This is a genomic window from Leptotrichia sp. HMT-225, from assembly GCF_030644325.1.
Taxonomy (GTDB): Bacteria; Fusobacteriota; Fusobacteriia; order Fusobacteriales; family Leptotrichiaceae; genus Leptotrichia; species Leptotrichia massiliensis.
Genome location: NZ_CP130323.1, coordinates 2,028,768 through 2,052,520, shown reverse-complemented (window position 1 = coordinate 2,052,520; position 23,753 = coordinate 2,028,768). Strand labels below are relative to the sequence as shown.

The following is a 23,753-nucleotide window of genomic DNA, read 5'->3' as shown; positions in this document are numbered from 1 at the left end:
TTTTATCCTGATTTTTAGCGATACTTTTTAAATTGGTATTAAATAAAAGAAGAACTTTTAATTTTAATTGTTGATTTTATTAATTTTTCCTTCTTCGTTGATAGAAAGTCCATTTCCATTTGGAAAATCAGATTTATTCAAGGAAATTATCTTTTTTATTGCTAATTTTTCTGAATCTATAAAAGGGCCTAAACTTTTGTAAGTTTGTCTTACTGGAATAATTTCTCCAGAAATAAAGTCTCCTTTATTGCTTATTTTGATTTTAAAAATAGGTGCAATTCCCATTGAACCAGAAACATTTATTTTTCCAAAAGTTGCAAAATTTCCTCCACTATACGAAATAAATTTATTTTTGTACAGCTCGACTGCTCTTGTAACGTGTGGTCCTTGCCCAAAGATTATATCAGCTCCGTTGTCTATCGCAAAATGGGCGAACTCATAAACATTTCCTCTATCTTCGCCATGAAAAATTTCATGTCTTTTAGTAATGTGTTCAGCATTAGCACCTTCGGCTCCACCATGAAACATGACGATTACAATATCAACTTTTGATTTTAATCCAGAAATAAGTTTTTTTGCATAATTATAATCATTTAGTTTTACAGTAGCTGAATTTGGAGAAAATGAAATAAATCCAAATTTTTTTCCATCTTTTTCTAAAATAACACTTTCAGCAATATCTTTAATTCCAGAATATTTTATTCCTAAATTATCAAGATTTTTAATAGTTTCCTTAATTCCAATTTCTCCAAAATCATTGCTATGGTTATTGGCAATGCTCAAATAATCAAATCCAGCCTGTTTTAAATATGTCCCATATCTTAAAGGCATACGAAAGACATAACATACATTTGGATTATTACAGCTTTTAGGAGTTCCATCATTATCAAATAGAGTTCCTTCCAGATTTCCCACCGTTATATCAGCATTTTTTAGTATATTTTGTGTATTTTGAAGAATATTGGCATCATTTTTAGGAAGCAAATATTCAAAGGGATAGTTTGAACCAAGCATTATATCTCCAACGCCAATTATTGTAAATTCTGTTTTTTTATTATATTTATCAATTTTAGAAGTATCATTTTTGGAAATATTTGATATTTTTGAATTATTAATAAATTTATTAGCAACAATTTTAAAACTAGGATTTGTTGGAATTATCATAAATATTGTAACTAAAATAGCTATTAAAATTAATACAATATATTTTTTCATAAAGTCCTTTCAAAAATGTTAATTTTTACACATATTTTACACATCTTTAATCTAAAAAGCAATAAATTTTATATTTAAAAAAATAATTTTTATTTATTATTGAAATTAAAATATAAAAATGATAATATAGAAATTAAGCAAAATATTTTATAATCAAATTATTTTGATTACAAAATTATAGATTGTTATTAGATTGCTTAAATTTTAAGTTTATTTTAAAAAGTTTAAGTATATTTGTGAAAAATATGGGAGAAAATAAAATATGAAAATAAAAGACTTATCAATTTTATTGACAAAAGTTTCGTTATTTAAAGGATTAGATCCTGAAAAAATTTCAAAATGTTTGGAAAAATTGGATTTTAAAATAAAAAAATATGAAAAGAATGAAACTGTATTTTTTCGTGGAGATACTTTGGAAAAAGTAATAATTATTATAAAAGGTTCTGCTTATGGAGAAATGCAAAAATTTAATGGAGATACGATTGTTATAGGTGAGATGAAAACAGGGGAAGTTCTGGCTTCTGCATTTTTATTTGGAGAAAATAATATTTTTCCTGTTGATTTGATAACTTTGGAAAATTCTAAATTATTATTTTTTGATAAAGAAAAATATTTAGATACAATTCATTCTGATAAAAGACTTTTACTTAATTTTGTAACTGAAATTTCAAATAAAAGTCAACTTTTATCAAAGCGAATATGGTTTAATTTTACAAATAAGACAATTGAGGAAAAGATTTTAAGCTACATAAAAGAAAATTCTGAAAATGGTAAAATTAAATTTTTGCCTAGTATTTCAGCTTTGGCAAAACGTTTTGAAGTAACAAGACCTGCTTTATCAAGAGAAATTTCAAATCTATGTAAAAAGAAAATTTTAATAAAAGCTGAAAATAATGTCTATTTGATAAATTTTAAAAAGAATGTTTGACATTTTTTCAGATAAAAGTTATAATGATTACAGATAAATAATCAATAATAAATTAAAAGTTTTCTGATCTATGCGACACTAATAATGAATTTTTGGGCTTTACTCTATTTTAATGGGGTTATTCCTTTATAAATTGTTTCAGGGAAATCACGACGGCTAATGCTTTGTACGGATTCTGTACAATTTATAAATATGACTACCACCTGTAACGTCTTACAGGCAACCAAAAATTACGTTAGAACGGTAGATCGGATTTTTTTGTGTTTTTAAAAGAAATTACTAAAATTATCTTTGCTGTTTTCTACATTTTCGAATAGATAATCCTATTATCAAATAAAGAATTGTCGGAATTATACCTACTGAAAGTGAAAAGAAAAGTGCTTGATTCTTTTCTACAGATACAATTCCTAGGAGCAGTAAAGGATTTATAACAGCATCTTCCATAGTATGCATAATAACTGCTGGCCACATTGATTTAGTAATTCTAAAAATTTCTGTGTACATTATAGTCCAGCATGCTACTACTACCATCCCTATCAGAAAAAATGTTAATCTATCAACTGGCAAAGTATTTTTTATTTCACTTTCAGATAAAAATATTAGAATATATGGCAAATGCCAAATCCACCAAATAAATCCCACAAGTAAATATATTTTTAAATCAGATAACTTCAGTTTTAAAAGTTGATTTGTAAGATAAGATCTCCAAACAGACTCTTCAAATATATTTTTTATAAATTGAGACGCAATTTGTATAAGTAAAACTCCAATATAGGTTGTAATTCCAATATTTACACTGGAAAATTTAATACTTTGTGTTATTAATCCTAATAAAAGAACAGTTAGAGTAACAACAGGATATATTAAAATGCTGATTAGATAAAACTTTTTATTATTTTTAAAATTGAGGGAAAATCCTGTATTTTTCCATCCATCTCCTTTAAAAGTACGAAGTATTATTGTGCAGATTAATGGAGATACAAGCCATATAAGAAGCCCTAATGATCCGTCCTTCCCTGTTGCCGTTCCAATATTTTGATAATAATCTTGCCCTGTCAGTTTATCAATAAAATATCCTATCCAACCACAAATAGTAATAGAAATTGTAAAAATAATTACATTTTGTTTAATCTTATTCGAATTATTCATATAATTTCACCTCTTATAAAATATATTTAAACTCTGTAATAAAAAATTTTCAAGTCTATATTTTTGTCTTTAGTTTTTTAAACCATTTAATGTTAAAATCTACAACATCAATTCCATAATCTAAAGTAGCTAAAGTAAATTTACTGATTTCTTTGATATTTTTAGACACATTATTTTTTTTATTTAAATTTTTAATTCTTTCCTGATATTCTGTATCTGTAAGTAGATAGTTTTCAATTGCTAGTCTTTCATTTTCAAAATTTATTGATTCTTTTAAGTTTTTTAGTTCAGAATATTCTTCTTCTAAAGAAAGAATGATTTTATTAATTAGATTTTTTTGTTCATTTTTTGGAATATATCCCATAAAAAGAAGTTTTCCCATATCTATATTTTTAGTTTTTGAAATATCAATAGGAATCTTTATCCATTCCATTAATACTTTTTCTCCAATATCAGTTATTACGTATCTTTTTTTATTTATTCCTTTTTCAACAAGCTCTTCAAAAGTAACCATTTTTAATGAGAGTAGTTTTTTTAGAGCGGCCTGAATGCTTCCAAGACTATCGCTGCACATAGACTTAAAATTATCTCTTATAGTATTTCTAAGCTCATATGCAGTCATTCTACGTAACATTAAAATTCCTAAAATTATTTTATCCATAATACACCTCCTATATATACCTTATAGTAACATACTTTTTAGGTATTGTAAAGTAATTATTTTAAGTTATCAAAAAAGAACAGCAAAACATGAATTTTACAGTTCTTTTATTTTTATAGTCAATTTAAAAATTGAAATATTTGTTATTTATTTAGATTAGTAAATAGCTCTAAATGCAAGGACATAAATCTGCTTTTTCACTCATTCTGATGTCATATCGTAAACATGCTTTCAATGTAGCTGCATAATAATGATGTCAGATTTAGCCTAAAATATTTCATCCTCACCCAAGTATTTACGTTTCGTATCATTGATATCAACAAATACATTTTCTCTCCCATTGTCCATTGCAATGTCCTATCCTAATTTTTTTAGGTTATACTGTTTAATTATATTTTCAAAGAGTATGGTTATAAATTAAAAAATTTATACAATTAAAGAAAAATAACAAAAACTAACTTGATTTTTTCGTATTTCAAGTTAAAATTTAATATAAGGTAAATTTTGTTAATTAAAGAAAGTAGATACAGGGAGGAAATGTTATGAGAATATATGACAGCAGTAACATTAGAAATGTGGGAATTTTAGGACATAGTGGTTCAGGAAAGAGTAATATGGTGGAGGGGCTGGAATTTACGGCTGGACTTACCAATCGTATTGCAGCAAATGAAAATGATACAAAAATTACTAATTCTTTGAGTTTGCATGCTATTGAGTATCAGGCTGCGAAATTTAATTTTGTGGATATTCCAGGATACGGAGATTTTTTTGGTGAGGTTGAATCGGGACTTGCGGCAGTTGACGGAGCGATTATTATTGTTGACGGAACTACTGATTTAACAGTTGGGACAGAAACGGCTCTTGAGTTGACAGACAGCAGAAATATTCCACGATTTATTTTTGTAAACAAAATTGACAATGAAAAAGCTGATTATGAAAAGATTCTTTCACAGTTGAGAGAAAAATATGGTAAAAGAATCGCTCCATTTCATGTACCTTGGGGACGGGGAGACGAATTTCGTGGGCATATTAATGTAATTGATATGTTTGCAAGGGAATTTGATAAAAACAAAAATGAATGTGCAACTGTGGAAATGCCCGCTGATATGGATGATGAAATAAATTCAATTCGTGAAATGCTTTTGGAAGCAGTAGCCGAAACAGATGAAGAATTAATGGATAAATATTTTAATGGGATTGAATTTACAACAGCTGAAATTCATCGTGGACTTAGACAGGGAGTGCTAGACTGTTCTGTAATTCCTGTTATTTGCGGTGCGACTCTAAAAAATATTGGACTTCACACAACTTTTGACATGGTAAAGGATTTCTTGCCATCACCTAATGACAATAAAAAAATTGAGCCTGAAAAAAATACATTTACATGCCAACTTTTCAAAACTACGATTGATTCTTTTTTAGGAAAAGTTTCATACGCAAAAGTTTATTCTGGTGAAGTTAAGCAAGATAGCGAAGTTTTTAATATAAATAGAAAAACAAAAGAAAAAATTGGAAAAATTTACACATTCGTTATGAATAAAATGGAAGAAGTTCAAAAAGGAATCGCTGGAGATATTGTTGTATTTTCAAAATTTAACAGTACAAGAACTTCTGATACGTTGTCAACTAATGAAAAAGAAGCTGCCATAAAGGAAATAACTTTTCCAAAACCACAATTATTTGTGGCAATAGAGCCTTTGAACAAAAATGATGATGAAAAAATGTCTTCTGGACTTAATCGTCTAATGGAAGAAGACCCATCTTTCACTTGGCACAGAAACCTTGAAACAGGGCAGACAGTGCTAGGAGTACAAGGAGAACTTCATTCTGCAACAGTTATCGAAAAATTAAAAGCTAAATTTGGAATATCAATAAAAACTATCGAATTAAAAGTGCCGTACCGTGAAACAATCAAAGGAACTTCTGATGTTCAAGGAAAACACAAGAAACAATCAGGAGGGCACGGACAATATGGAGATGTATTAATTAAATTCTCTCACGTAGATGAAGACTTTGTCTTTGAAGAAACAATTACAGGTGGAAGCGTTCCAAAATCATATATTCCAGCTGTAGAAAAAGGATTAAGAGAATCGCTAAAAGAGGGAGTTCTAGCTGGTTATCCAGTAACTAACATAAAAGCTGTCTTATACGACGGTTCATATCATGATGTAGATTCTTCAGAATTAGCCTTTAAAATTGCCGCAAACTTGGCCTTCAAAAAGGGAATGCTGGAAGCAAAACCAATTTTATTAGAACCAATTATGGAACTTACAATTATCATTCCAGAAGAATATATCGGAGATGTAATGGGCGACATCAACAAAAAACGTGGTAGAGTAATAGGAATGGAAGCCCACAAAAATACAAAACAAAAAATAATAGCTGAAGCCCCAATGTCAGAAACATTCAAATATGCCAACGAATTGAAAGCCATCACGCAAGGACGTGGATATTTTGAAATGAAACTTGTAAGATATGAAGAATTAATGGGAGACTTGGCACAAAAAGTAATTGACAGCAGAAAAAAATAAAATTTAACTAAAAATATTTTTATATAGTTTGAGAAAAGAGAGAAATTTAATAATATTATTTTTCTCTTTTTTTGTTTTGATAAAGTAATACTAAGCCCTCGTTTGAATAGTAGAAATCAGAAAATTCATGTAATCAAAGTCTTTTTTACAAGACTACCAAATTAATTGCTGTAGAATTTTATTTCTATTTTTTTAATAGAGTTTAGTATAAAATAATTTGAATGGGAAAATTTTTCTAAAAAACTTTGAAAAATCAAAAAAATATGGTACAATAAGTTTGTAGAAAAAATTCCTACCACTACTAAAAATTAAAATTGCAGAGAAAAATCCAGTAAGAATAGTGAATCCATTAAAACAAGGATTGAGACTTGGATAGCTCTTCGCTAATTTCAGTATATTCTAATACTGAGAGTTTTTCTGGTAAGAATACTGAATCCATTAAAACAAGGATTGGAATCAAAAATTAAAAACAACAACTTTTATGTAAGGTTGTTTTTTTGTTTATAGAAAATTGTAAAAAAGGAGTGAAAGAAATGGCGATAATTTTTGTTACTGGCGGAGCGAAAAGTGGGAAAAGCAAGTTTGCTGAAGAGTTAATTTTAAATTTGAATAATGGGAAGCAGGAGAATGTGTATTTGGCAACATCGCTTGTGTTTGATGAGGAAATGAAGGAAAAGGTGAGGTTGCATAAGGAAAGAAGGAAAAATGATTGGGGAACTGTGGAAACTTATAAAAATTTTGAAAGTAATTTAAATAAATATTTTCCTAAAACAGAAAATGAAATTAAAAATAATATGCTTGTGGATTGCCTTACGAATATGATAATCAACATAATTTTTGAGGAAAAGGATGTTGACTGGGATAATTTTGACAAAAAATCTTATGTAAAAATTGTGGAAAAGTTGAACAAAAATGTGGAAAACATAGTAAATGAACTCCTGAATATAACAAGTCAATTTGAAAATACGGTAATTGTGTCAAATGAGCTGGGACTTGGGCTTGTGCCGAGTTATCCATTGGGACGTTATTTTCGTGAAATTGCAGGAAAGATGAATCAGGCTGTGGCAAAAAGGGCTGATGAAGTTTATTTTGTGGTGTCTGGAATTCCAATGAAAATTAAATAATTAATAGTCTTGTTCGATAACGATAAGAACTTAGAATTTATAACTAATTTATTTTAATGGGGAGTGGTATAAAATATTATTATAGGAAATTGTAAAAGTAAAAGCAATAAAATTATTGAATGATAGGGGTATTTATAAGTACAAGAGATTAATCATTCTTTTCAGAGAATAGAGAAAAATAATAGAATAAAAAACTATATATAATTGAAATTTATATACTTTTACAATGGTTGAAAAGTATTAATAAAGGAGTATTTTAATATGAAAAACAAAAAAACAGATTTACAGCTAGAAAAGAATAAAATTAGAAAAGAAATTTTGAAAAAAAGAAATAATTTATCCATTGAAGAAGTAGAAAAAAAAAGTGATTTAATTATTGAAAATTTGGGGAAATTTATAAAAAATGCTGAAAATATAATGATTTTTATGGATATGAAAAATGAAGTGAAAATCACAAAATTGATGGAACTTTATCCTGAGAAAAGTTTTTTTATTCCAAAAATTACAGATAGTAAAAATAGAGAAATGAAAATTAATAAATATGAGGAAAATGAGCTTGTATTACATAAATTTGGATATTACGAATCTTCTTCCAGCGATTTTTATAACGAAAATATTTTGGATATTGTAATTGTTCCAGCAGTTGTTTTTGATTTGGAAAAAAATCGAATTGGATTTGGCGGCGGGTATTATGATACTTTTTTGAAAAAGATTCGAGAGGAAAATAAAAAAATTTTGTTTATTGGTATTTGTTATGATTTTCAGATTATTGAAAAAGTTCCGACAGAAGAGCATGATGTAGTCTTGGATTTTGTTGTAAGTGAAAGTAGAATTTTTTAAAAGTTTTACTAAAAAACATTATCCAAATATTTCTTTGTTTTTTTGATACTGTAGAATCACAATTTTTTGAAACTTATTTAGAGTTACAAAATCTATTTTAGTATGTAATCTGGTTTCATAATATCACATTTCTATATATTCGTGTATTCTCACTTCTAATCTAACCCTTCTAAATTTTTATTCGAAACATATTTTTTTAGTTATATAAAATGTTTTTTATAGGTATTATTTGAAGAGATTTTCTAGATTCATTGTAATTGAAAAATATAATTTTCTGTGTATTTTTCAAATATACGAGATTGTTTAGTTATTCTTCATTTAATTTTTCAGTAGTTCACAAATCATAGTAAAAATGTTATAATATCAAACAGTAATGAAAAAGGGTGAGAACATTGAATATTACTTTATATAGAAAATATCGGCCTCAGAATTTTGACGAAATTGCAGGGCAGGAATTTGTGTTAAGGGCAATAAAAAATTCTTTGAGGGAAAATAAACTTTCGCATGCGTACTTGTTTACAGGGCCACGTGGAGTTGGGAAAACAACTATCGCAAGGCTTATTGCAAAAGGTGTAAACTGCCTGAATAGTGAAGATGTGACAGATAATCCTTGTGGAGAGTGTGAAAATTGCCGTGAAATTTCTCAAGGGATTTCTATGGATATGATTGAAATTGATGCGGCTTCTAATCGTGGGATTGATGAAATTAGGGAACTGAAGGAAAAGATAAATTATCAGCCTGTTAAAGGAAGAAAAAAAATATATATAATTGATGAAGTCCACATGCTTACAAAAGAGGCTTTTAATGCACTTTTGAAGACGCTGGAGGAACCTCCTTCACATGTTATATTTATTCTTGCGACTACCGAGATTGACAAGATTCCAGATACAGTTATTTCAAGGTGTCAGCGATATGATTTTTTGCCAATTGATAAGGAAGATATAAAAAAATTGTTAAAAAATGTGGCTGAAAAGGAAAATATTAAGATTGACGATGCAAGTCTTGATTTGATTTACCGAAAGTCTGAAGGAAGTGCAAGGGACAGTTTTTCCATATTTGAGCAAGTTGTGTCAAACTTCAACAATGAAGAAATTGATATTACAAAGACGCAGAATGCTTTGGGAGTTGTGCCTGACGTTATTCTGGAAAAATTTTTAAATCTAGTAAAAGAAGGCGATAAAGAAAAATTAGTTGATTTTATTGATAAAATCTGGGAAGACGGACTTATTATCGAAACTTTTTTAAAGGATTTTTCGTATTATTTAAAAGAGCAGTTTAGGAAAAAAACCGATTTATCGGTAAATTTTCTGCTGGATACGATAAGGGCGATTTTTTTTACCTTGAATGAATTTAAGTATGAAGAGGATAAAAGGCTGCTTGGCTATGTGCTTATCCACGAGCTTTACAAAAAGAAGAAGAAAAATTCCCAAAGTACAAATTCTAGTGAAAACATTCCTGCTTTTAATAAAAACGACATGAAAGATATGTCAAACAGCATTTATGAAAAAGTATTAAGCCAAGTTATGAAAAATGCTAATATTGTGAATCAGAAGGCTGGCTCTATGGGAATTTCCGAACCTGTAAATATGGAAAAAACTGAAAAAATTGTAAAAGATTATGATATTTCAATTTTTACTGAAAATTGGAAAAAAGTTTTGGCTGGAATAAAAAAGCTAAGCGTTATGCTGGGGGCACTAGCGATAGAAAGCCGTCCAGATAGAGTGGAAAATGGAGTTTTGTATATAAAATTCCCCAAAAATCAAAAATTTCACAGCGAACAAGTTTTACTGCCAGAGAAAAAGCCGAAAATTGAAGCAGTTATTAATCAAATCTGTAATTCAGATATTATGATCCAAGCTTTTCTTGAAAGTGAAGATTCACAAAATGAAGAGGATAAATTTTTGCAAAATGCAGTCAAGTTCTTTGATGGAGAGATTTTGGAAAAAAAATAATGTTAAAATATTGGACAAAAAGTTTTAAACAAAGAAAGGAATGATAAATATGAAAATTAAAGTAATTTTGAAGGAAACTATCAAAGGTGTTGGGAAAAAAGATGAAATTGTGGAAGTAAAAGATGGATATGCAAATAACTTTTTATTAAATAAAAATAAGGCAATACTTGCGACTCCAGAGAATGTTAATAAATTGAAGGCAAAAAATGAAAAAATTCAAAAAAATCACGATAAAGATGTAAAAAATGCGAATGAACTAAAAGAATTCTTGGCTGACAAAGAAATTGTTTTAAAAGTGAAGGCTGGAGAAAATAATAAAGTGTTTGGTTCAATTGGGGCAAAGGAAATTGTAGAGGCATTGAAGGAGCAGTTAAATGTTGAAATTGATAAAAAGAAAGTTTCTGCTAATTCAAAAGTTAAGGAAATTGGAGTGCATAACGTAGAATTAAAACTTCACTCTGAAGTTAAAGCAAATTTAAAAGTCAGGGTTGAAGCTAAATAACTTAAATTATATTCAAACTTAGTAAAACTCAGAATAGAAGAAATTCGTTTGGTAAATATATGATTATAAAAAAATATTGACAAAAGGGGGGGCTTGCCCCCTTATAAAAATAAAAAACAGTAAATTATCAAACACATTTATAATATTATGGCTTCTAGTTTTGATTTTTAAATGGGATTTTTATAGAAAGTGAGAAATTTTAAAAATGGGATTGTATGATTTGGAAGAAGAAAACAGTAAGCCGTTTAGTATTGAAGCTGAAGAGGCTTTGCTCGGATCTATCTTTATAAATCCTAATGTTATTGGAGATGTTGTCGATATTGTAACATCCGAGGACTTTTACAAAAATAATTATAAGCTGATTTTCTCAGAAATGGTAAAGGCTTATAATGTTGGGAAAATAATTGATGTACTTTTAATTATTGAATCGCTGAAAAAGCAGGAAATGATGGATGAAGTTGGGGGCGAGGACATTATTTACGATTTGACGGAAGTTGTGCCGACTGCTGCAAATGCGGTGAACTACGCTCAAATTGTAAGAGATAAATCTATACAGCGGCAATTAATAGGCATTGGGGAAGAAATTGTTAAAATGGCTGTGCGTGGTTACGAAGATGTCGATAAAATGCTGGATAAATCAGAAGGCATGATTTTTAAAATTGCCGAATCCAAGCAGAAAAAGGACATTGTCCCTCTATTTGAGCTTGTTCAAGGCAAAGTTACACAAATGGACAATTATAGTGAGAGCAAAGGCAAGATAACTGGCATTTCTTCGGGATTTGATAGATACGATAGCATAACCAGCGGGTTTCATGGCTCTGACTTATTAATTCTTGCGGCACGTCCTGCCATGGGTAAAACAGCTTTTGCCTTAAATTTGGCTATAAATGTTGCACGGCAGGGAAAAGGCGTACTTATATACAGTTTGGAAATGGGAAATGAGCAGTTGTTTGACAGGCTTGTGGCAAGTGAGGCAAAAATACGGCTAAAAGCTCTGAAAGACAGCACAATGACACCAGAAGAACTTGTAAATCTGGGAAGTGGATTAGGCCGGCTTTCTGAAATGCCAATTTATATTTCAGATTCCTCAAGTGTGACAATGTTGGAAATAAAGGCCACTGCACGGCGATTAAAATCCGAAGGAAAATTAGACTTTATGTTAATTGACTACTTGCAGTTAATTAATCCATCTGAAAATTCAAGAAAAAGCAGGGAACAGGAAATATCTGAAATTTCGCGTTCATTAAAAATATTGGCAAAAGAGCTGAATATCCCGATTGTAACACTTTCACAGCTATCGCGTGGAGTAGAGCAGAGAGTGGATAAAAGACCAATTTTGTCAGACTTGCGGGAATCAGGGGCAATTGAGCAGGATGCGGATATGGTAATGTTTTTGTACCGTGATAAATATTATCACAAAGACACTGCTCCTGAAGTAGACAATATGAATGTTCCGTCAAAATATCTAAGTGCATCACAGGAAGTCCCAAAAGATAATGAAAATGAACTTGAAAAAGTGGAACTGATAATTGGTAAACATAGAAGTGGCCCGACTGGAACCATAGAATTAGGATTTAGACCAAGCTATCAGCAGTTTGTAAACGTTGTAGACGATGAATTTGTACCGCCTGCTGAATAATAAAAATAAAGAAAAAGAAAAATTAAGGAGAGAAAATTAAAAAATGGAAACAAAAAAAAGAGTAGAATTATTGGCACCAGCTGGAAATATGGAAAAGTTAAAAACAGCTTTTCATTTTGGAGCTGATGCATGTTTTGTTGGAGGAAGCGCTTTCAACTTGAGAGGAATGTCTTCAAACTTTAAAAATAAGGAATTAAAGGAAGCCGTGGACTATGTTCACAGTTTAGGTAAAAAAATATATGTTACACTAAATATTTTTGCACATAATACAGAGATCGAATATATGCCAAGATTTATAAAAAAACTTGATGAATTTGGTGTGGATGCGGTAATTGTGGCTGATCTAGGAGTTTTCCAGATGGTTAGGCAGCATGCTCCAAATCTTAAAATTCACGTAAGTACTCAAGCAAATAATACAAACTGGATGAGTGTAAAAACTTGGAAGGATATGGGAGCAAAAAGAGTTATTTTAGCTAGAGAAATGTCGTTAAAAGAAATAAAAACTATTCGTGAAAAAGTACCTGATGTGGAAATTGAAGTATTTATTCATGGAGCGATGTGTATGGCGTATTCTGGAAGATGCCTATTAAGTAATTACTTTACAAATCGTGATGCAAATCGTGGAATCTGTGCACAGGATTGCCGTTGGAATTATAAAGTGATTGCAGAAGGGCATGAGGAAACAGGGGCTCATGATATTGTAGAAAATGAAGAAGGGACATATATGTTTAACGCTAAAGATTTATGTTCCATCGAATTTATTGACAAAGTTCTTGAAACCGGTGTGGATTCATTAAAAATTGAAGGAAGAATGAAAAGTATTTACTACAATTCAACTGTTGTAAAACAGTATAAAAGAGCATTGGATAACTATTATTCTGGAAATTACGAATATAATCCAGATTGGCTAAAAGAGCTTAAAACAATCAGCCATAGACAATATTCAAATGGATTTTATTTAGGACCAACTTCTGAAAAGGATCAGAATTACGAAACGGGTCTTTCTTACAGCCAAACTTACAGACTTGTTGCAAATGTACTTGAAAAAGTTGACACAAATAAATACAAAATTCAAATAAGAAATAAAGTTTATGCAACAGAAACTTTAGAACTTGTACGTCCGATTGGAGATGCTATTAAATTCAAAGTAGAAAACTTTTTAAATACAAAAAATGACGAATTGCAAGAATATGTAAATCCAAATACAATCGCTATTATTGAAACAGATGTAGAAATGGGACCAATGGATTTGATAAGAATAAAACTTCCAGAAGGGCAATCTGACAGTGATATGGATACGTCTAATTTTTAATATAAATAAATCTTATTTTAATAAAAAATTTAACTAAAAAAAAGAGTAATATTCAAAACACTACATTTTTTAATGATAACCAAACTATATATTCACTGAAAATTATAATAAAAAAAAGATAAAATACTATACAAATCAAAAAAAATAGGTTATAATTATCTATATATTTAGAAACTTTTTATTTTTTAAAATGAGAAGATTGAAAATTATAAATTTAAAAAACAAAAATAGAATTGGAGATAATTATGAGAGAAAAAATATTAGTAATTGAAGATGATCCTAAAATTTCGAGATTACTTGAAATTGAATTAAAATTTGAAGGGTTTGATGTATTTTTTGCATACGATGGTAAAGAAGGTCTAAATATGGCTAAGTATGGTTCATACGATATTATCCTTCTAGATGTAATGCTTCCGAAAATGAGCGGAATGGAAGTTTGTAAAAGAATAAGGGAAACTTCACAAGTACCTATTATTATGCTTACTGCAAAAGATGAGATTAGTGATAAGGTAGTAGGATTTGACTATGGAGCAGATGACTACATGACAAAACCATTCTCAAATGAAGAATTGCTTGCGAGAATAAAAGCTCTTCTTAGAAGAACTAAAAAATCTGTTGTTCATAAAGGAATATTTGAATTTGAAGATTTGACAATTAACTATTCAACTTATGAAGTGTTCAGAGAATACGGAAAAAATCTAATTCAACTTTCAAAAAGAGAATTTGAATTACTTGATTTTTTAGTGTTAAATAAAGGTATTGTTTTATCAAGAGATAAAATCTTGGAAGAAGTGTGGGGATTTGATTATATTGGAAATGACAATATTCTTGATTTGTATATTAAATATTTAAGAGATAAAATTGACAGACCTTATGAAAGAAAATTTATTCAAACTGTAAGAGGAATTGGATTTATTTTTAAATAAGGAGTAAGGGATGAAAAATTTGAAACTAGAAGATCGTATTTCAGCAAATTACGCTCTTCTATTTTTGGTATTAATATTAGTTTCTAATATTATTCTTGTTTATTCACTGCAAAGGCAGTCCAATAAAGTGTTAGAAGATTCTGCCAGCGATAAAATGGATGAAATAAACAGTTTTTTGGATAAAGTTGGAATTTTTTCAGATAAAACAAATGTTCTTACACTTGATTTTAATCCTGAAATTATTGAAGGAAAAAAAGTTATTCATGTAAAACCATTTAATCCTGGTGAAGAAAATTATTTATATGTGCTAGAAATAAAGCAAGCTAAAGATTCTGTAATTCCAATTAATACACTTGGAGACACTGACACAGAGGAAGCTTCTATGACTAATGAAAAAATGGTTAATTTACTTGAAACTTTTAATTTAGAAGACAACGACTATGAAGGAAAAATAATAAATATTGAAAAAAATAAATATTTTGTTTTCAAAGTAAGTCGTGAAATAAAAAATTACAAATTTAATATTTATACTTTAAAGAATGTAACGCAGGAAAATCAAATTTATAAAAGGCTGGAATATCTTGTTATTCTATTTACAATAATTGGTGTTGTTATTACAATTATCGTTTCAAAAATAATGAGTAGAAGAATTTTGAAACCTATTAATAACGTAATAAAAACAGCTAAGAGCATCTCAACAGATGATTTGAGTAAAAGGATAGAAATTCCAAAAGAGGAAGATGAATTGCAAAATTTGACACTTATTATAAACGAAATGCTAGATAGACTTGAAACGTCATTTGAAAATCAAACAAAATTTGTATCAGATGCTTCACATGAATTGCGTACACCACTTGCAATAATAAAAGGTTATGCGGAAATTATACGAAAACGGGGAACTACTGATATTGACATCTTTGTAGAATCGATTGATTCGATAATTAGTGAAACTGATAATATGCGTAATTTAATTCAAAAACTTTTATTTTTGGCTAAAGGCGAGATTACAAAAATTAATACAAAATTTATAGATATTGATGCAAATGAAATGGTCCATCAAATTCATTCTGATACTGTAGTTTCTACTAAAACTCATAAGTTTCATCTTGAAACAGGAGAAAATTACAAAATCAAAGGTGACGAAACATTGTTACAACAAGCAATTAGAGCTTTAATTGAAAATGCTACGAAATATTCTGAACCACATACAAATATTTATATCAAATCATTTATTAAAGATGGTTTTGGACGAATTTCAATTCGAGATGAAGGTGTTGGAATTTCTGATGAAGATGCAAAAAGAATTTTTGACAGATTTTATAGGGTTGATTTATCAAGAACAAAGGCGACAGGTGGAACTGGACTGGGACTTGCGATAGTAAAACGAATTGTAGAAATTCATAACGGAAGAATTGAAATTGATTCTAAAATGAATAAGGGAACAGAAATTTCAATTGTACTACCAATAGGAGATACTGCTACAACTGTATCAGAAGAAGCAGCCAAAAATGTTAAAAAGAATAAATCAGAAAAAAAAGCTGTTTTCAGTTTTTTAAAAAAAGAAAATGAAAAAGAAAATAAAAGAAAAAACAAAAAGAATAGGAAGGAAATATAATGGCTAGAAAATATTTTGGAACCGATGGAATGAGAGGGGAAGCCAACAAAGACTTGACAATCGACTTAGTTACCCGTCTAGGACTTGCTCTTGGATATTATTTAAAAAAACATAGAAAAAAAGCTGGCAAGCCAAAAATTATTCTTGGAACTGATACAAGAATTTCAGGTTATATGATTCGTTCAGCACTTACTGCTGGATTAAATTCTATGGGTGTAAATATTGACTTTGTAGGAGTACTGCCTACTCCAGGAGTTTGCTATTTAACTAGAAAATTAAAGGCTGACGCAGGAATTATGATTTCGGCTTCACATAATCCTGTAAAGGACAATGGAATAAAAATATTCAGTCAAAATGGCTATAAACTGCCTGATTCGGTTGAAGAGGAACTTGAAAAATTAATGGAAAAAAAGGATGAACTTTTAAAACATCAAGTCCCAGGTGATGATTTAGGAACATTCAAATATGTGGAAGATGATATGAGAATTTATTTAGATTATCTTACTTCTACTGTAAAAACTAATTTTTCAAAATTACGAATTGTAATTGATACAGCAAATGGAGCGGCTTATAGAGTTGCTTCAAAAGTTTTTCAAAATTTAGGAGCGGATGTTATTGTAATTAATAATATTCCAAATGGGAAAAATATTAATGTAAATTGTGGATCTACACATCCAGAACTTCTTCAGGAAGTTGTCAAGGTTTATAAAGCTGATTTAGGTCTTGCTTATGATGGCGATGCTGACAGATTAATTGCTGTTGATAATACAGGTGCAATTATAAATGGAGACTTGATTATAGCGATTATTGCAGAATATATGAAAAAAAGAGGTTTGTTAAATGATAATAAAGTTGTAACAACAGTTCTTAGCAATATGGGATTTGAAAAATATCTTGATGAAAAAGGAATTGGATTAATTCGTGCAAATGTTGGAGATAGATATGTTCTTGAAAAAATGAAAGAATATGGTTTAAACATTGGTGGGGAGCAGTCTGGACATATTTTAATGCTTGACTACAATACGACTGGAGATGGAGTTTTATCGTCAATTCAGCTTGTTGCAGCTATTTTAGAAAGCGGAAAAACATTACATGAACTTGTAAAAGGAATTAAATTATGGCCTCAAGATTCTAAAAATATTTTTGTTGCTAAAGAGAAAAAAGCAACTTGGGAAACAAATAAGGAATTAATCGACTTCATAAAGGCAAAGGAAAAAGAAATCGCTGGGAAAGGTAGAATTTTAGTAAGAGCTTCGGGGACAGAATCACTTATAAGAGTAATGGTTGAGGCTGAAAGTCAAAAGATTGTGGATAAATATGTGGAAGAATTAAGTAAGAAAGTGGAAGAAACACTTTGCTAATTAGAAAAAAGAAAAAATAATTATAAAAAAAGAAAATCATAGTTAAACAGGCTATGATTTTTTTCTTTAAATTAATTTTTTTTCCTTAAATTTACTTCATTTACAAATTTTTCAAACAATTTTTGTGCAGTTTCATCATTAATTGCCATCATTTCTGGATGCCATTGAACTCCAACGATAAAAATTTCATCTGAAATATTTTCGATTGCTTCAATTACTCCGTCTGCACTTTTTGCCGTTACAACAAATCCTTGTGCTAGCTTATTTATTGTCTGATGATGATAACTGTTTATAAATCCAATTCCTTCAGGATAGATATCGCTTAAAAAACAGTTGCTTGCTACAGTAATGGAGTGTGTTGGAGTGTGGGCTCTGGCCTTCTGGAAATGCTTTATTGTAACGTTTTCATTGTAGGAAAGGTCCTGGTAAAGCGAACCGCCACATTCAACATTAGCTATTTGCATTCCACGACAAATTCCAAAAATTGGTTTTTTATAAGTTATTGCATAGCGGATAAGAAGTGAATCGAATTTATCACGTTCAGGAAATATTTCTCCAAGCTTCTCTTTTGGCTCTTCCCCATAAAGAAGTGGAAAAACATCATTTCCTCCAGTCAAAATTATTCCATCCACATTTTTTACAAATTCCTCAATAATATCTTCATGCTCATTCAAAGGCAGAAGATGCGGCACACCGCCAGCATTTATTACAGCATTGATATAGGAAACATCGACATAGGCTCGTTTATAGCCAGCAAAAAGACCTTTTTCCAGTCCAAGTATATTACTGGAAATTCCGATAATAGGTTTTTTCATACTATCCTCCAATTATAAATTTTATATATAATTTAACCATATATTTTTTTGTTAGTCAAATTTTTTATTTTTAAAGTGTTTAATATTTTTTTAGTTATTAATTTTTTATAATTTTGAATTTAAAATTATAAGAAACCTTTGTTTTAAAGAGTTTTATTTCATTTTTAACCTTTTATTTAATTTTATTTTAATTTTTATAAATTCTAGAATATATTTGTTTTAGATATATTTAGCCTAATTAACAAAATATAAAATATACTCTAAAAATTTTGAAATTATTATGATATAATTTTTTTGATAATTTATTTTTTTAATAAATTAAACAATTTAAACAAAGATATGGGGAAATAAATAAATAGTATATAGGAGGTGAATAATATTGAAATATATTAGGTTAGATGTAAACTAATAATAGCGAATCTAAAATTATAGACTTATAATCTATGTATAATTTGAACTAATGTGAAAAAACCTTAATAATTTAGATTTGATTGTAATTAAAAAATTAAAAATCAAAAGGAGAAATTTATGAGAAAAAATACAGAAGATTTCATTTTTTATATGGATAAAGAAAATATTGGTACATTAAATCATGAGATATGCGGAAATTTTTATTTAAAAAAAGATGAGATTAAGGATGAAAACATTGAAAAAGTTCAGTTTGACAATTTAAAATTTGGAATCTATTTTTCTAAATCTGAAGAAAATAAAGAAAGAATACTGGTTTTAAAAAATAAAAAGAAGATAAAATGTGGACATTATGTTATAAATGGGATAAAAAAAGAGTTTTATACAGACTTATATTTTCTAATAATGCACCAAAAAGAAAAAGACAAAAATAAAATTTTTGAAGAGTTAATTGAAAAAATATTGGGAATTATTAAAATAAAAGATGTAAATCTATAGAGTTTTGTTGTAAAATTACTGTGAAATAAAAAGAACGTTGTTATAATATAAATTAAGCTACATAATTTAAATAACAGATAATATTATCAAAAGAAATTTTTTAAAAAAATAATTTGATTTTTTGAAAAATGGGGGTATACTTTTAATGTAAAGAACAAAAATGGAGGTATTTATATGAAAGTTTTAGCTATGATTTTAGCTGGTGGAAGAGGGTCAAGGCTTGATATTCTATCAGAAAAAAGAGTTAAACCAAGTGTTCCTTTTGCTGGAAAATTTAGAATTATTGATTTTGCGCTAAGTAACTGTTCAAATTCGGGTATTTACGATGTTGCATTATTAACTCAATATTTGCCATTATCATTAAATGAGCATATTGCATCTGGAAAACCATGGGATTTTGATAGAAGAGACACTGCAATTACAATGTTGCAGCCACATGAAAAACTTGGTGGAAATTCTTGGTATCAAGGAACTGCCGACGCAATTAGACAAAATATTGACTTTATTAAAAGTAGAAATCCTAAATATGTATTAATTTTATCTGGAGACCATATTTACAAAATGGATTACAGATGGATGTTAAAAGAACATGAAGAAAACGACGCTGAACTGACAATAGCTGTACAGCCTGTACCTATTGAAGAAGCAAGCAGATTTGGTATTTTTGAAGTTGATCAAAATAAAAAAATCTTAAACTTTGAAGAAAAACCAGCTGAACCAAAAAGTAACTTAGCTTCAATGGGAATTTATATTTTTAACACAGATTCATTATTAGAATACCTTGAAAAATTGGAAAACCACGATTTAGACTTTGGAAATCACGTTATTCCTGCGATGATTAATGAAGACAGAAAAGTTTATGTTCATACTTATGACAGCTACTGGAAAGATGTAGGAACTTATGATTCATACATGGAAGCAAATCTAGACTTAATCAAAAAATCTGAAGAAGTTGGAATTAACTTGTATGACCAAGGATGGAAAATTTACACAAGAAGTGAAGACTTGGGACCTGTAAGAATTGGAGTTACAGGAAGTGTTCAAAATTCATTAATCTGTAATGGATGTAAAATTGAAGGAAGTGTGGAAAATTCAGTATTAGGACCTGGAGTTACAGTTAGAAAAGGTGCAACTGTCAGAAATTGTATTATTTTCTCTGGAACTTATGTAGATGCAAATTCTCACTTAGATACAATTATTTCTGATAAAAACACATATATTGGTAAAAATTCATTTATAGGAAATGGAAATGCAAATATTCCAAACAAAGAACGTCCAGACTTGCTGTCTTCAGGAATAACGGTCATTGGTAAAGGTGTAGTTATCCCTGATGGTTCAATTATTGGTAAAAATGTAAGAATTTTTGCTGGAGTAAAAATTGATGAACATAACAGATTAATTGAAACAGGGGAAACTGTAAAATGGTAGTTTGAACTGCCTAAAATTAATAATTTAAAAAAATTCAAGTTATTGAGATTTTTAAACTATTTTAAATAGTGTATCTTGGTAGCTTGAATATTTTAGAATGTGCCCAAAACCTTATAAAATCGAACAGATAGAATAAAAAAGGTTTTGGTAAAATAATAGAATAATAGAATAATCATAATTTTGCAGTTTGGTTTTAAAATGATTGTACTAAAAATATTTTTAAGAATAGGAGTGATTAATTTGAAAATAGTATATTTGGCATCTGAAGTGGCTCCGTTTTATAAATCTGGTGGACTAGCTGACGTTTTGGGGGCATTACCTAAAAAAATGCAGGAATTAGGACATGAAGTTTCTATAATAATGCCTAAATATGATATAATACCGTTAAAATATCTTGAAAAGCTGGAATGGGTAGCAAGGCTTGAAAGTCACGGAGATGTGTTTAATTTAGTAAGATACCCAGATGATAAGATAAATTATTACTTTATTGAAAATAAAGCATTGTACGAAAGAGGACATGTTTACGGGGATTTTGATCAGGATGTTCAATATGCGATGTTTTCAGAATTGGCACTTAGATTTTTGAAGGAAATTAATTTGCAGGCGGATATCTTGCATTGTAATGACTGGCAAACTGGTCCAGTTCCGTATTTTTTGAATGTTAGATATAACTATGATCCATTTTACTGGGATATGAGAACAGTTTATTCAATTCACAACTTAATGTATCAAGGAAAATTCTCTAAATACTCATTTGAAAGAATGGGATATTATATGGATGACAGACATGACTTGAACTTTATGGAAATTGGAATTGGATATGGAGATGTTGTAAATACAGTGAGTCCAACTTATGCCGAAGAAATAAAATACGCTTACTTTGGTGAAGGGCTGGAATGGATTACAAACAGAAAATATATTCACGGTATTCTAAACGGAATAGATGTAGAAGAATTTAATCCTGAAACAACAAAGGGAATAATTCCTTTTAATAAAGATTCTTTAGATAAAAAGAAAGAAAATAAATATTTACTGCAAGAAAAATTAGGATTGCCAAAATCAGATGTTGCTTTAATTTCCATAGTTTCAAGACTTGTGGAAGGAAAAGGGCTGGACTTGGTATCAGCGGCACTTGAAAACTTATTGCAATATGACGCTGTTCAAATAGTTATTTTAGGAAGTGGAGATAAATTCTACGAAGACTACTATAACCACTTGGCATGGAAATATCCAGATAAATTCAAAGTTTATCTTGGGTACAACGGACAGCTTGCAAATGAAATCTACGCTGGAAGTGACATGTTCCTCATGCCATCAAGATATGAGCCTTGCGGACTTAGCCAAATGATAGCAATGAGATTTGGAACAATACCAATTGTAAGGGAAACAGGAGGATTAAAAGATTCTGTACAGCCTTACAACATTTTTACAGATGAAGGGAACGGTTTTTCATTTACAAACTTTAATGCAGATGATATGCTTTTTACAATAAAAGTGGCAGAAGGAATTTATTATGACAGGCCTGACATTTGGGAAAAATTGGTAAAAAGAAACATGGAGCTTGATTTTTCTTGGGACAGATCAGCAAGAGAATATGAAAAACTTTATGAATTAGCTAAATCTTATTAATTTTTAAAAAATAAAATGGAGTAGAACTTTGATGTTACACTCCATTTTTTTGTTATTTTAGTCAGTTGAGTGCGTAAGAGTCGAATTATGAAACTACTCGGCTGTCTTATATTAAATGGATGTCTAAATACAATAAGTAAATTTAAGTATAGACGCAAAATTATATACAAACAATACAAAAAAGTGTAGGAGAAATTCTAAGAAGTTTATGTGAATACAACAGGATTAGATCAAGCAATAAAAAATATACAGTAGCAATCGATAAATAAAGTGTAAAAGAGTATAAAAATCATTTCAAATTAAAGTGAAAAATTAGAACTATGATATTAAAATCATAAATTTGTTTTGGTATAAAAGAGTTCAAGTATAATTTGAAAAAGATTAAAATAAAATTTTTTTTATAATAAAAAATTAAAACCTTTTTCTATTGACAAATTGAAAAAATGGGGTAAGATAGGAATATAAGAAATATTAATTGAAGGATAAAAGAAGGTGTAATTATGAGTAAAGAAGAATTATTGAAAAAATTAAAAGGAAAATTGATTGTTTCATGTCAGGCATTGCCTGGGGAGCCTCTTTATATAGAAAATGGGACTATAATGCATCTTATGGCTATTGCGGCGGAACAAGCTGGAGCAGCTGGAATAAGAACAAATGGAATAAGAGATATTGAAAAAATTAAAAAAAATTTAGATTTACCTGTTATAGGACTAATTAAAAAACAATATGAAGGATTTCCTCAGCATATAACTGTAACGATGAAGGAAATAGATGATTTAGTAGAAGCTAAAACAGATATAATTGCACTAGACTGTACAATGAGAGAACGTCCTGAAGCAAAAACAATAAATGAATTTATAAAAAAAATTAAGGGGAAATATCCTGATGTATTATTAATGGCGGATATTTCAACATTTGAAGAAGGAGTGAATGCTGAGAAAGCGGGTGTAGATTTTGTAGGTACAACGCTTAGTGGGTATACTCCTTACAGTAAAAAATCAGAAGGTCCTGACTTTGAATTAGTAGAAAATCTTGCTAAAACTCTTAATATTCCAGTAATAGCCGAAGGGAAGATACATGAGCCAAAACAGGCGAAAAAAATGCTGGAATTAGGTGCGTTTGCAGTAGTTGTTGGAGGTGCCATAACAAGACCTCTTGAAATAGCTCAAAGATTTGTTAGGGAAATGGAGAAATAAAAATTAGTAATTAAAATAAATATT

The 23,753-nt window shown here is 29.2% G+C and carries 19 protein-coding genes and 1 other RNA gene; 16 read left to right on the top strand and 4 right to left on the bottom strand.

The window, feature by feature from the left end; all coding sequences use genetic code 11:
• Nucleotides 1–63: 63 nt before the first annotated feature.
• Nucleotides 64–1,215 (bottom strand): CapA family protein, encoded by a 1,152-nt coding sequence (locus QU666_RS09885; RefSeq protein ID WP_021770337.1) that lies wholly within the window; start codon nucleotides 1,213–1,215, stop codon nucleotides 64–66.
• 262 nt (nucleotides 1,216–1,477) lie between these two features.
• On the opposite strand from QU666_RS09885, the gene QU666_RS09880 reads away from it, so the two are divergent.
• Nucleotides 1,478–2,143 (top strand): Crp/Fnr family transcriptional regulator, encoded by a 666-nt coding sequence (locus tag QU666_RS09880; RefSeq protein WP_021768311.1) that lies wholly within the window; start codon nucleotides 1,478–1,480, stop codon nucleotides 2,141–2,143.
• A 57-nt stretch (nucleotides 2,144–2,200) separates the two neighbouring features.
• Nucleotides 2,201–2,402: non-coding RNA, 6S RNA (gene ssrS / locus QU666_RS09875), on the top strand.
• Between the two features lie 26 nt (nucleotides 2,403–2,428).
• Here ssrS and QU666_RS09870 read toward each other — a convergent pair.
• Together QU666_RS09870 and QU666_RS09865 are read right to left on the bottom strand one after the other, a co-directional pair.
• Nucleotides 2,429–3,292 (bottom strand): CPBP family intramembrane glutamic endopeptidase, encoded by an 864-nt coding sequence (locus QU666_RS09870; protein WP_021768312.1) that lies wholly within the window; start codon nucleotides 3,290–3,292, stop codon nucleotides 2,429–2,431.
• 55 nt (nucleotides 3,293–3,347) lie between these two features.
• Nucleotides 3,348–3,953, bottom strand: coding sequence for a PadR family transcriptional regulator (locus QU666_RS09865; RefSeq protein WP_021768313.1), 606 nt, complete (start codon nucleotides 3,951–3,953; stop codon nucleotides 3,348–3,350).
• 542 nt (nucleotides 3,954–4,495) lie between these two features.
• On the opposite strand from QU666_RS09865, the gene QU666_RS09860 reads away from it, so the two are divergent.
• The 10 genes from QU666_RS09860 (at nucleotide 4,496) to glmM (ending at nucleotide 17,755) form a co-directional block, all read left to right on the top strand.
• Nucleotides 4,496–6,484, top strand: a complete 1,989-nt coding sequence (locus QU666_RS09860; RefSeq protein ID WP_036069896.1) for a translation factor GTPase family protein — start codon at nucleotides 4,496–4,498, stop codon at nucleotides 6,482–6,484.
• A 533-nt stretch (nucleotides 6,485–7,017) separates the two neighbouring features.
• Nucleotides 7,018–7,608, top strand: coding sequence for a bifunctional adenosylcobinamide kinase/adenosylcobinamide-phosphate guanylyltransferase (cobU, locus tag QU666_RS09855; RefSeq protein ID WP_036069898.1), 591 nt, complete (start codon nucleotides 7,018–7,020; stop codon nucleotides 7,606–7,608).
• 261 nt (nucleotides 7,609–7,869) lie between these two features.
• Nucleotides 7,870–8,448 carry a 5-formyltetrahydrofolate cyclo-ligase gene (locus QU666_RS09850; RefSeq protein ID WP_021768317.1) on the top strand — a complete coding sequence of 193 codons (579 nt, stop codon included), beginning with the start codon at nucleotides 7,870–7,872 and terminating at the stop codon, nucleotides 8,446–8,448.
• A gap of 392 nt (nucleotides 8,449–8,840) precedes the next feature.
• A complete protein-coding gene (gene dnaX / locus QU666_RS09845) occupies nucleotides 8,841–10,400 on the top strand; it encodes a DNA polymerase III subunit gamma/tau (RefSeq protein WP_036069901.1) in 1,560 nt (519 codons plus the stop codon).
• A gap of 49 nt (nucleotides 10,401–10,449) precedes the next feature.
• On the top strand, nucleotides 10,450–10,902 hold the full coding sequence (rplI, locus tag QU666_RS09840; RefSeq protein WP_021768319.1) for a 50S ribosomal protein L9: 453 nt from the start codon (nucleotides 10,450–10,452) through the stop codon (nucleotides 10,900–10,902).
• 205 nt (nucleotides 10,903–11,107) lie between these two features.
• Entirely contained in the window at nucleotides 11,108–12,541 is a 1,434-nt protein-coding gene (gene dnaB, locus QU666_RS09835) for a replicative DNA helicase (protein ID WP_021768320.1), read from the top strand.
• A 43-nt stretch (nucleotides 12,542–12,584) separates the two neighbouring features.
• The gene (locus QU666_RS09830; RefSeq protein ID WP_021768321.1) at nucleotides 12,585–13,853 is read left to right on the top strand and encodes a U32 family peptidase; all 1,269 of its coding nucleotides are present in this window, start codon (nucleotides 12,585–12,587) and stop codon (nucleotides 13,851–13,853) included.
• A gap of 245 nt (nucleotides 13,854–14,098) precedes the next feature.
• Nucleotides 14,099–14,779: a response regulator transcription factor gene (locus tag QU666_RS09825; RefSeq protein ID WP_006805100.1), complete on the top strand. Its 681-nt coding sequence runs from the start codon at nucleotides 14,099–14,101 to the stop codon at nucleotides 14,777–14,779.
• Nucleotides 14,780–14,789: 10 nt separating this feature from the next.
• Complete coding sequence (locus tag QU666_RS09820; RefSeq protein ID WP_021768322.1) at nucleotides 14,790–16,394, top strand: HAMP domain-containing sensor histidine kinase; 1,605 nt, start codon at nucleotides 14,790–14,792, stop codon at nucleotides 16,392–16,394.
• A complete protein-coding gene (gene glmM / locus QU666_RS09815; RefSeq protein WP_304984822.1) occupies nucleotides 16,394–17,755 on the top strand; it encodes a phosphoglucosamine mutase in 1,362 nt (453 codons plus the stop codon). Before QU666_RS09820 ends, glmM begins: the two co-directional genes overlap by 1 nt.
• A gap of 71 nt (nucleotides 17,756–17,826) precedes the next feature.
• Here glmM and QU666_RS09810 read toward each other — a convergent pair whose 3' ends face one another.
• Nucleotides 17,827–18,570 (bottom strand): gamma-glutamyl-gamma-aminobutyrate hydrolase family protein, encoded by a 744-nt coding sequence (locus tag QU666_RS09810; protein ID WP_021768325.1) that lies wholly within the window; start codon nucleotides 18,568–18,570, stop codon nucleotides 17,827–17,829.
• A gap of 528 nt (nucleotides 18,571–19,098) precedes the next feature.
• On the opposite strand from QU666_RS09810, the gene QU666_RS09805 reads away from it, so the two are divergent.
• The 4 genes from QU666_RS09805 to QU666_RS09790 all read left to right on the top strand — a co-directional run bounded on the left by QU666_RS09805 (nucleotide 19,099) and on the right by QU666_RS09790 (nucleotide 23,729).
• On the top strand, nucleotides 19,099–19,476 hold the full coding sequence (locus tag QU666_RS09805) for a hypothetical protein (protein WP_021769228.1): 378 nt from the start codon (nucleotides 19,099–19,101) through the stop codon (nucleotides 19,474–19,476).
• A 174-nt stretch (nucleotides 19,477–19,650) separates the two neighbouring features.
• Nucleotides 19,651–20,904: a glucose-1-phosphate adenylyltransferase gene (locus QU666_RS09800; RefSeq protein WP_021769229.1), complete on the top strand. Its 1,254-nt coding sequence runs from the start codon at nucleotides 19,651–19,653 to the stop codon at nucleotides 20,902–20,904.
• 240 nt (nucleotides 20,905–21,144) lie between these two features.
• On the top strand, nucleotides 21,145–22,533 hold the full coding sequence (locus QU666_RS09795; protein WP_036070893.1) for a glycogen synthase: 1,389 nt from the start codon (nucleotides 21,145–21,147) through the stop codon (nucleotides 22,531–22,533).
• Nucleotides 22,534–23,033: 500 nt separating this feature from the next.
• On the top strand, nucleotides 23,034–23,729 hold the full coding sequence (locus QU666_RS09790; protein ID WP_021769231.1) for an N-acetylmannosamine-6-phosphate 2-epimerase: 696 nt from the start codon (nucleotides 23,034–23,036) through the stop codon (nucleotides 23,727–23,729).
• Nucleotides 23,730–23,753 lie beyond the last annotated feature (24 nt).

Coding starts and splice junctions, on each gene's coding strand:
- QU666_RS09885 (WP_021770337.1), bottom strand. CDS start 1,215: ATGAAAAAATATATTGTATTAATTTTAATAGCTATTTTAGTTACAATA.
- QU666_RS09880 (WP_021768311.1), top strand. CDS start 1,478: ATGAAAATAAAAGACTTATCAATTTTATTGACAAAAGTTTCGTTATTT.
- QU666_RS09870 (WP_021768312.1), bottom strand. CDS start 3,292: ATGAATAATTCGAATAAGATTAAACAAAATGTAATTATTTTTACAATT.
- QU666_RS09865 (WP_021768313.1), bottom strand. CDS start 3,953: ATGGATAAAATAATTTTAGGAATTTTAATGTTACGTAGAATGACTGCA.
- QU666_RS09860 (WP_036069896.1), top strand. CDS start 4,496: ATGAGAATATATGACAGCAGTAACATTAGAAATGTGGGAATTTTAGGA.
- cobU (WP_036069898.1), top strand. CDS start 7,018: ATGGCGATAATTTTTGTTACTGGCGGAGCGAAAAGTGGGAAAAGCAAG.
- QU666_RS09850 (WP_021768317.1), top strand. CDS start 7,870: ATGAAAAACAAAAAAACAGATTTACAGCTAGAAAAGAATAAAATTAGA.
- rplI (WP_021768319.1), top strand. CDS start 10,450: ATGAAAATTAAAGTAATTTTGAAGGAAACTATCAAAGGTGTTGGGAAA.
- dnaB (WP_021768320.1), top strand. CDS start 11,108: ATGGGATTGTATGATTTGGAAGAAGAAAACAGTAAGCCGTTTAGTATT.
- QU666_RS09830 (WP_021768321.1), top strand. CDS start 12,585: ATGGAAACAAAAAAAAGAGTAGAATTATTGGCACCAGCTGGAAATATG.
- QU666_RS09825 (WP_006805100.1), top strand. CDS start 14,099: ATGAGAGAAAAAATATTAGTAATTGAAGATGATCCTAAAATTTCGAGA.
- QU666_RS09820 (WP_021768322.1), top strand. CDS start 14,790: ATGAAAAATTTGAAACTAGAAGATCGTATTTCAGCAAATTACGCTCTT.
- glmM (WP_304984822.1), top strand. CDS start 16,394: ATGGCTAGAAAATATTTTGGAACCGATGGAATGAGAGGGGAAGCCAAC.
- QU666_RS09810 (WP_021768325.1), bottom strand. CDS start 18,570: ATGAAAAAACCTATTATCGGAATTTCCAGTAATATACTTGGACTGGAA.
- QU666_RS09805 (WP_021769228.1), top strand. CDS start 19,099: ATGAGAAAAAATACAGAAGATTTCATTTTTTATATGGATAAAGAAAAT.
- QU666_RS09800 (WP_021769229.1), top strand. CDS start 19,651: ATGAAAGTTTTAGCTATGATTTTAGCTGGTGGAAGAGGGTCAAGGCTT.
- QU666_RS09790 (WP_021769231.1), top strand. CDS start 23,034: ATGAGTAAAGAAGAATTATTGAAAAAATTAAAAGGAAAATTGATTGTT.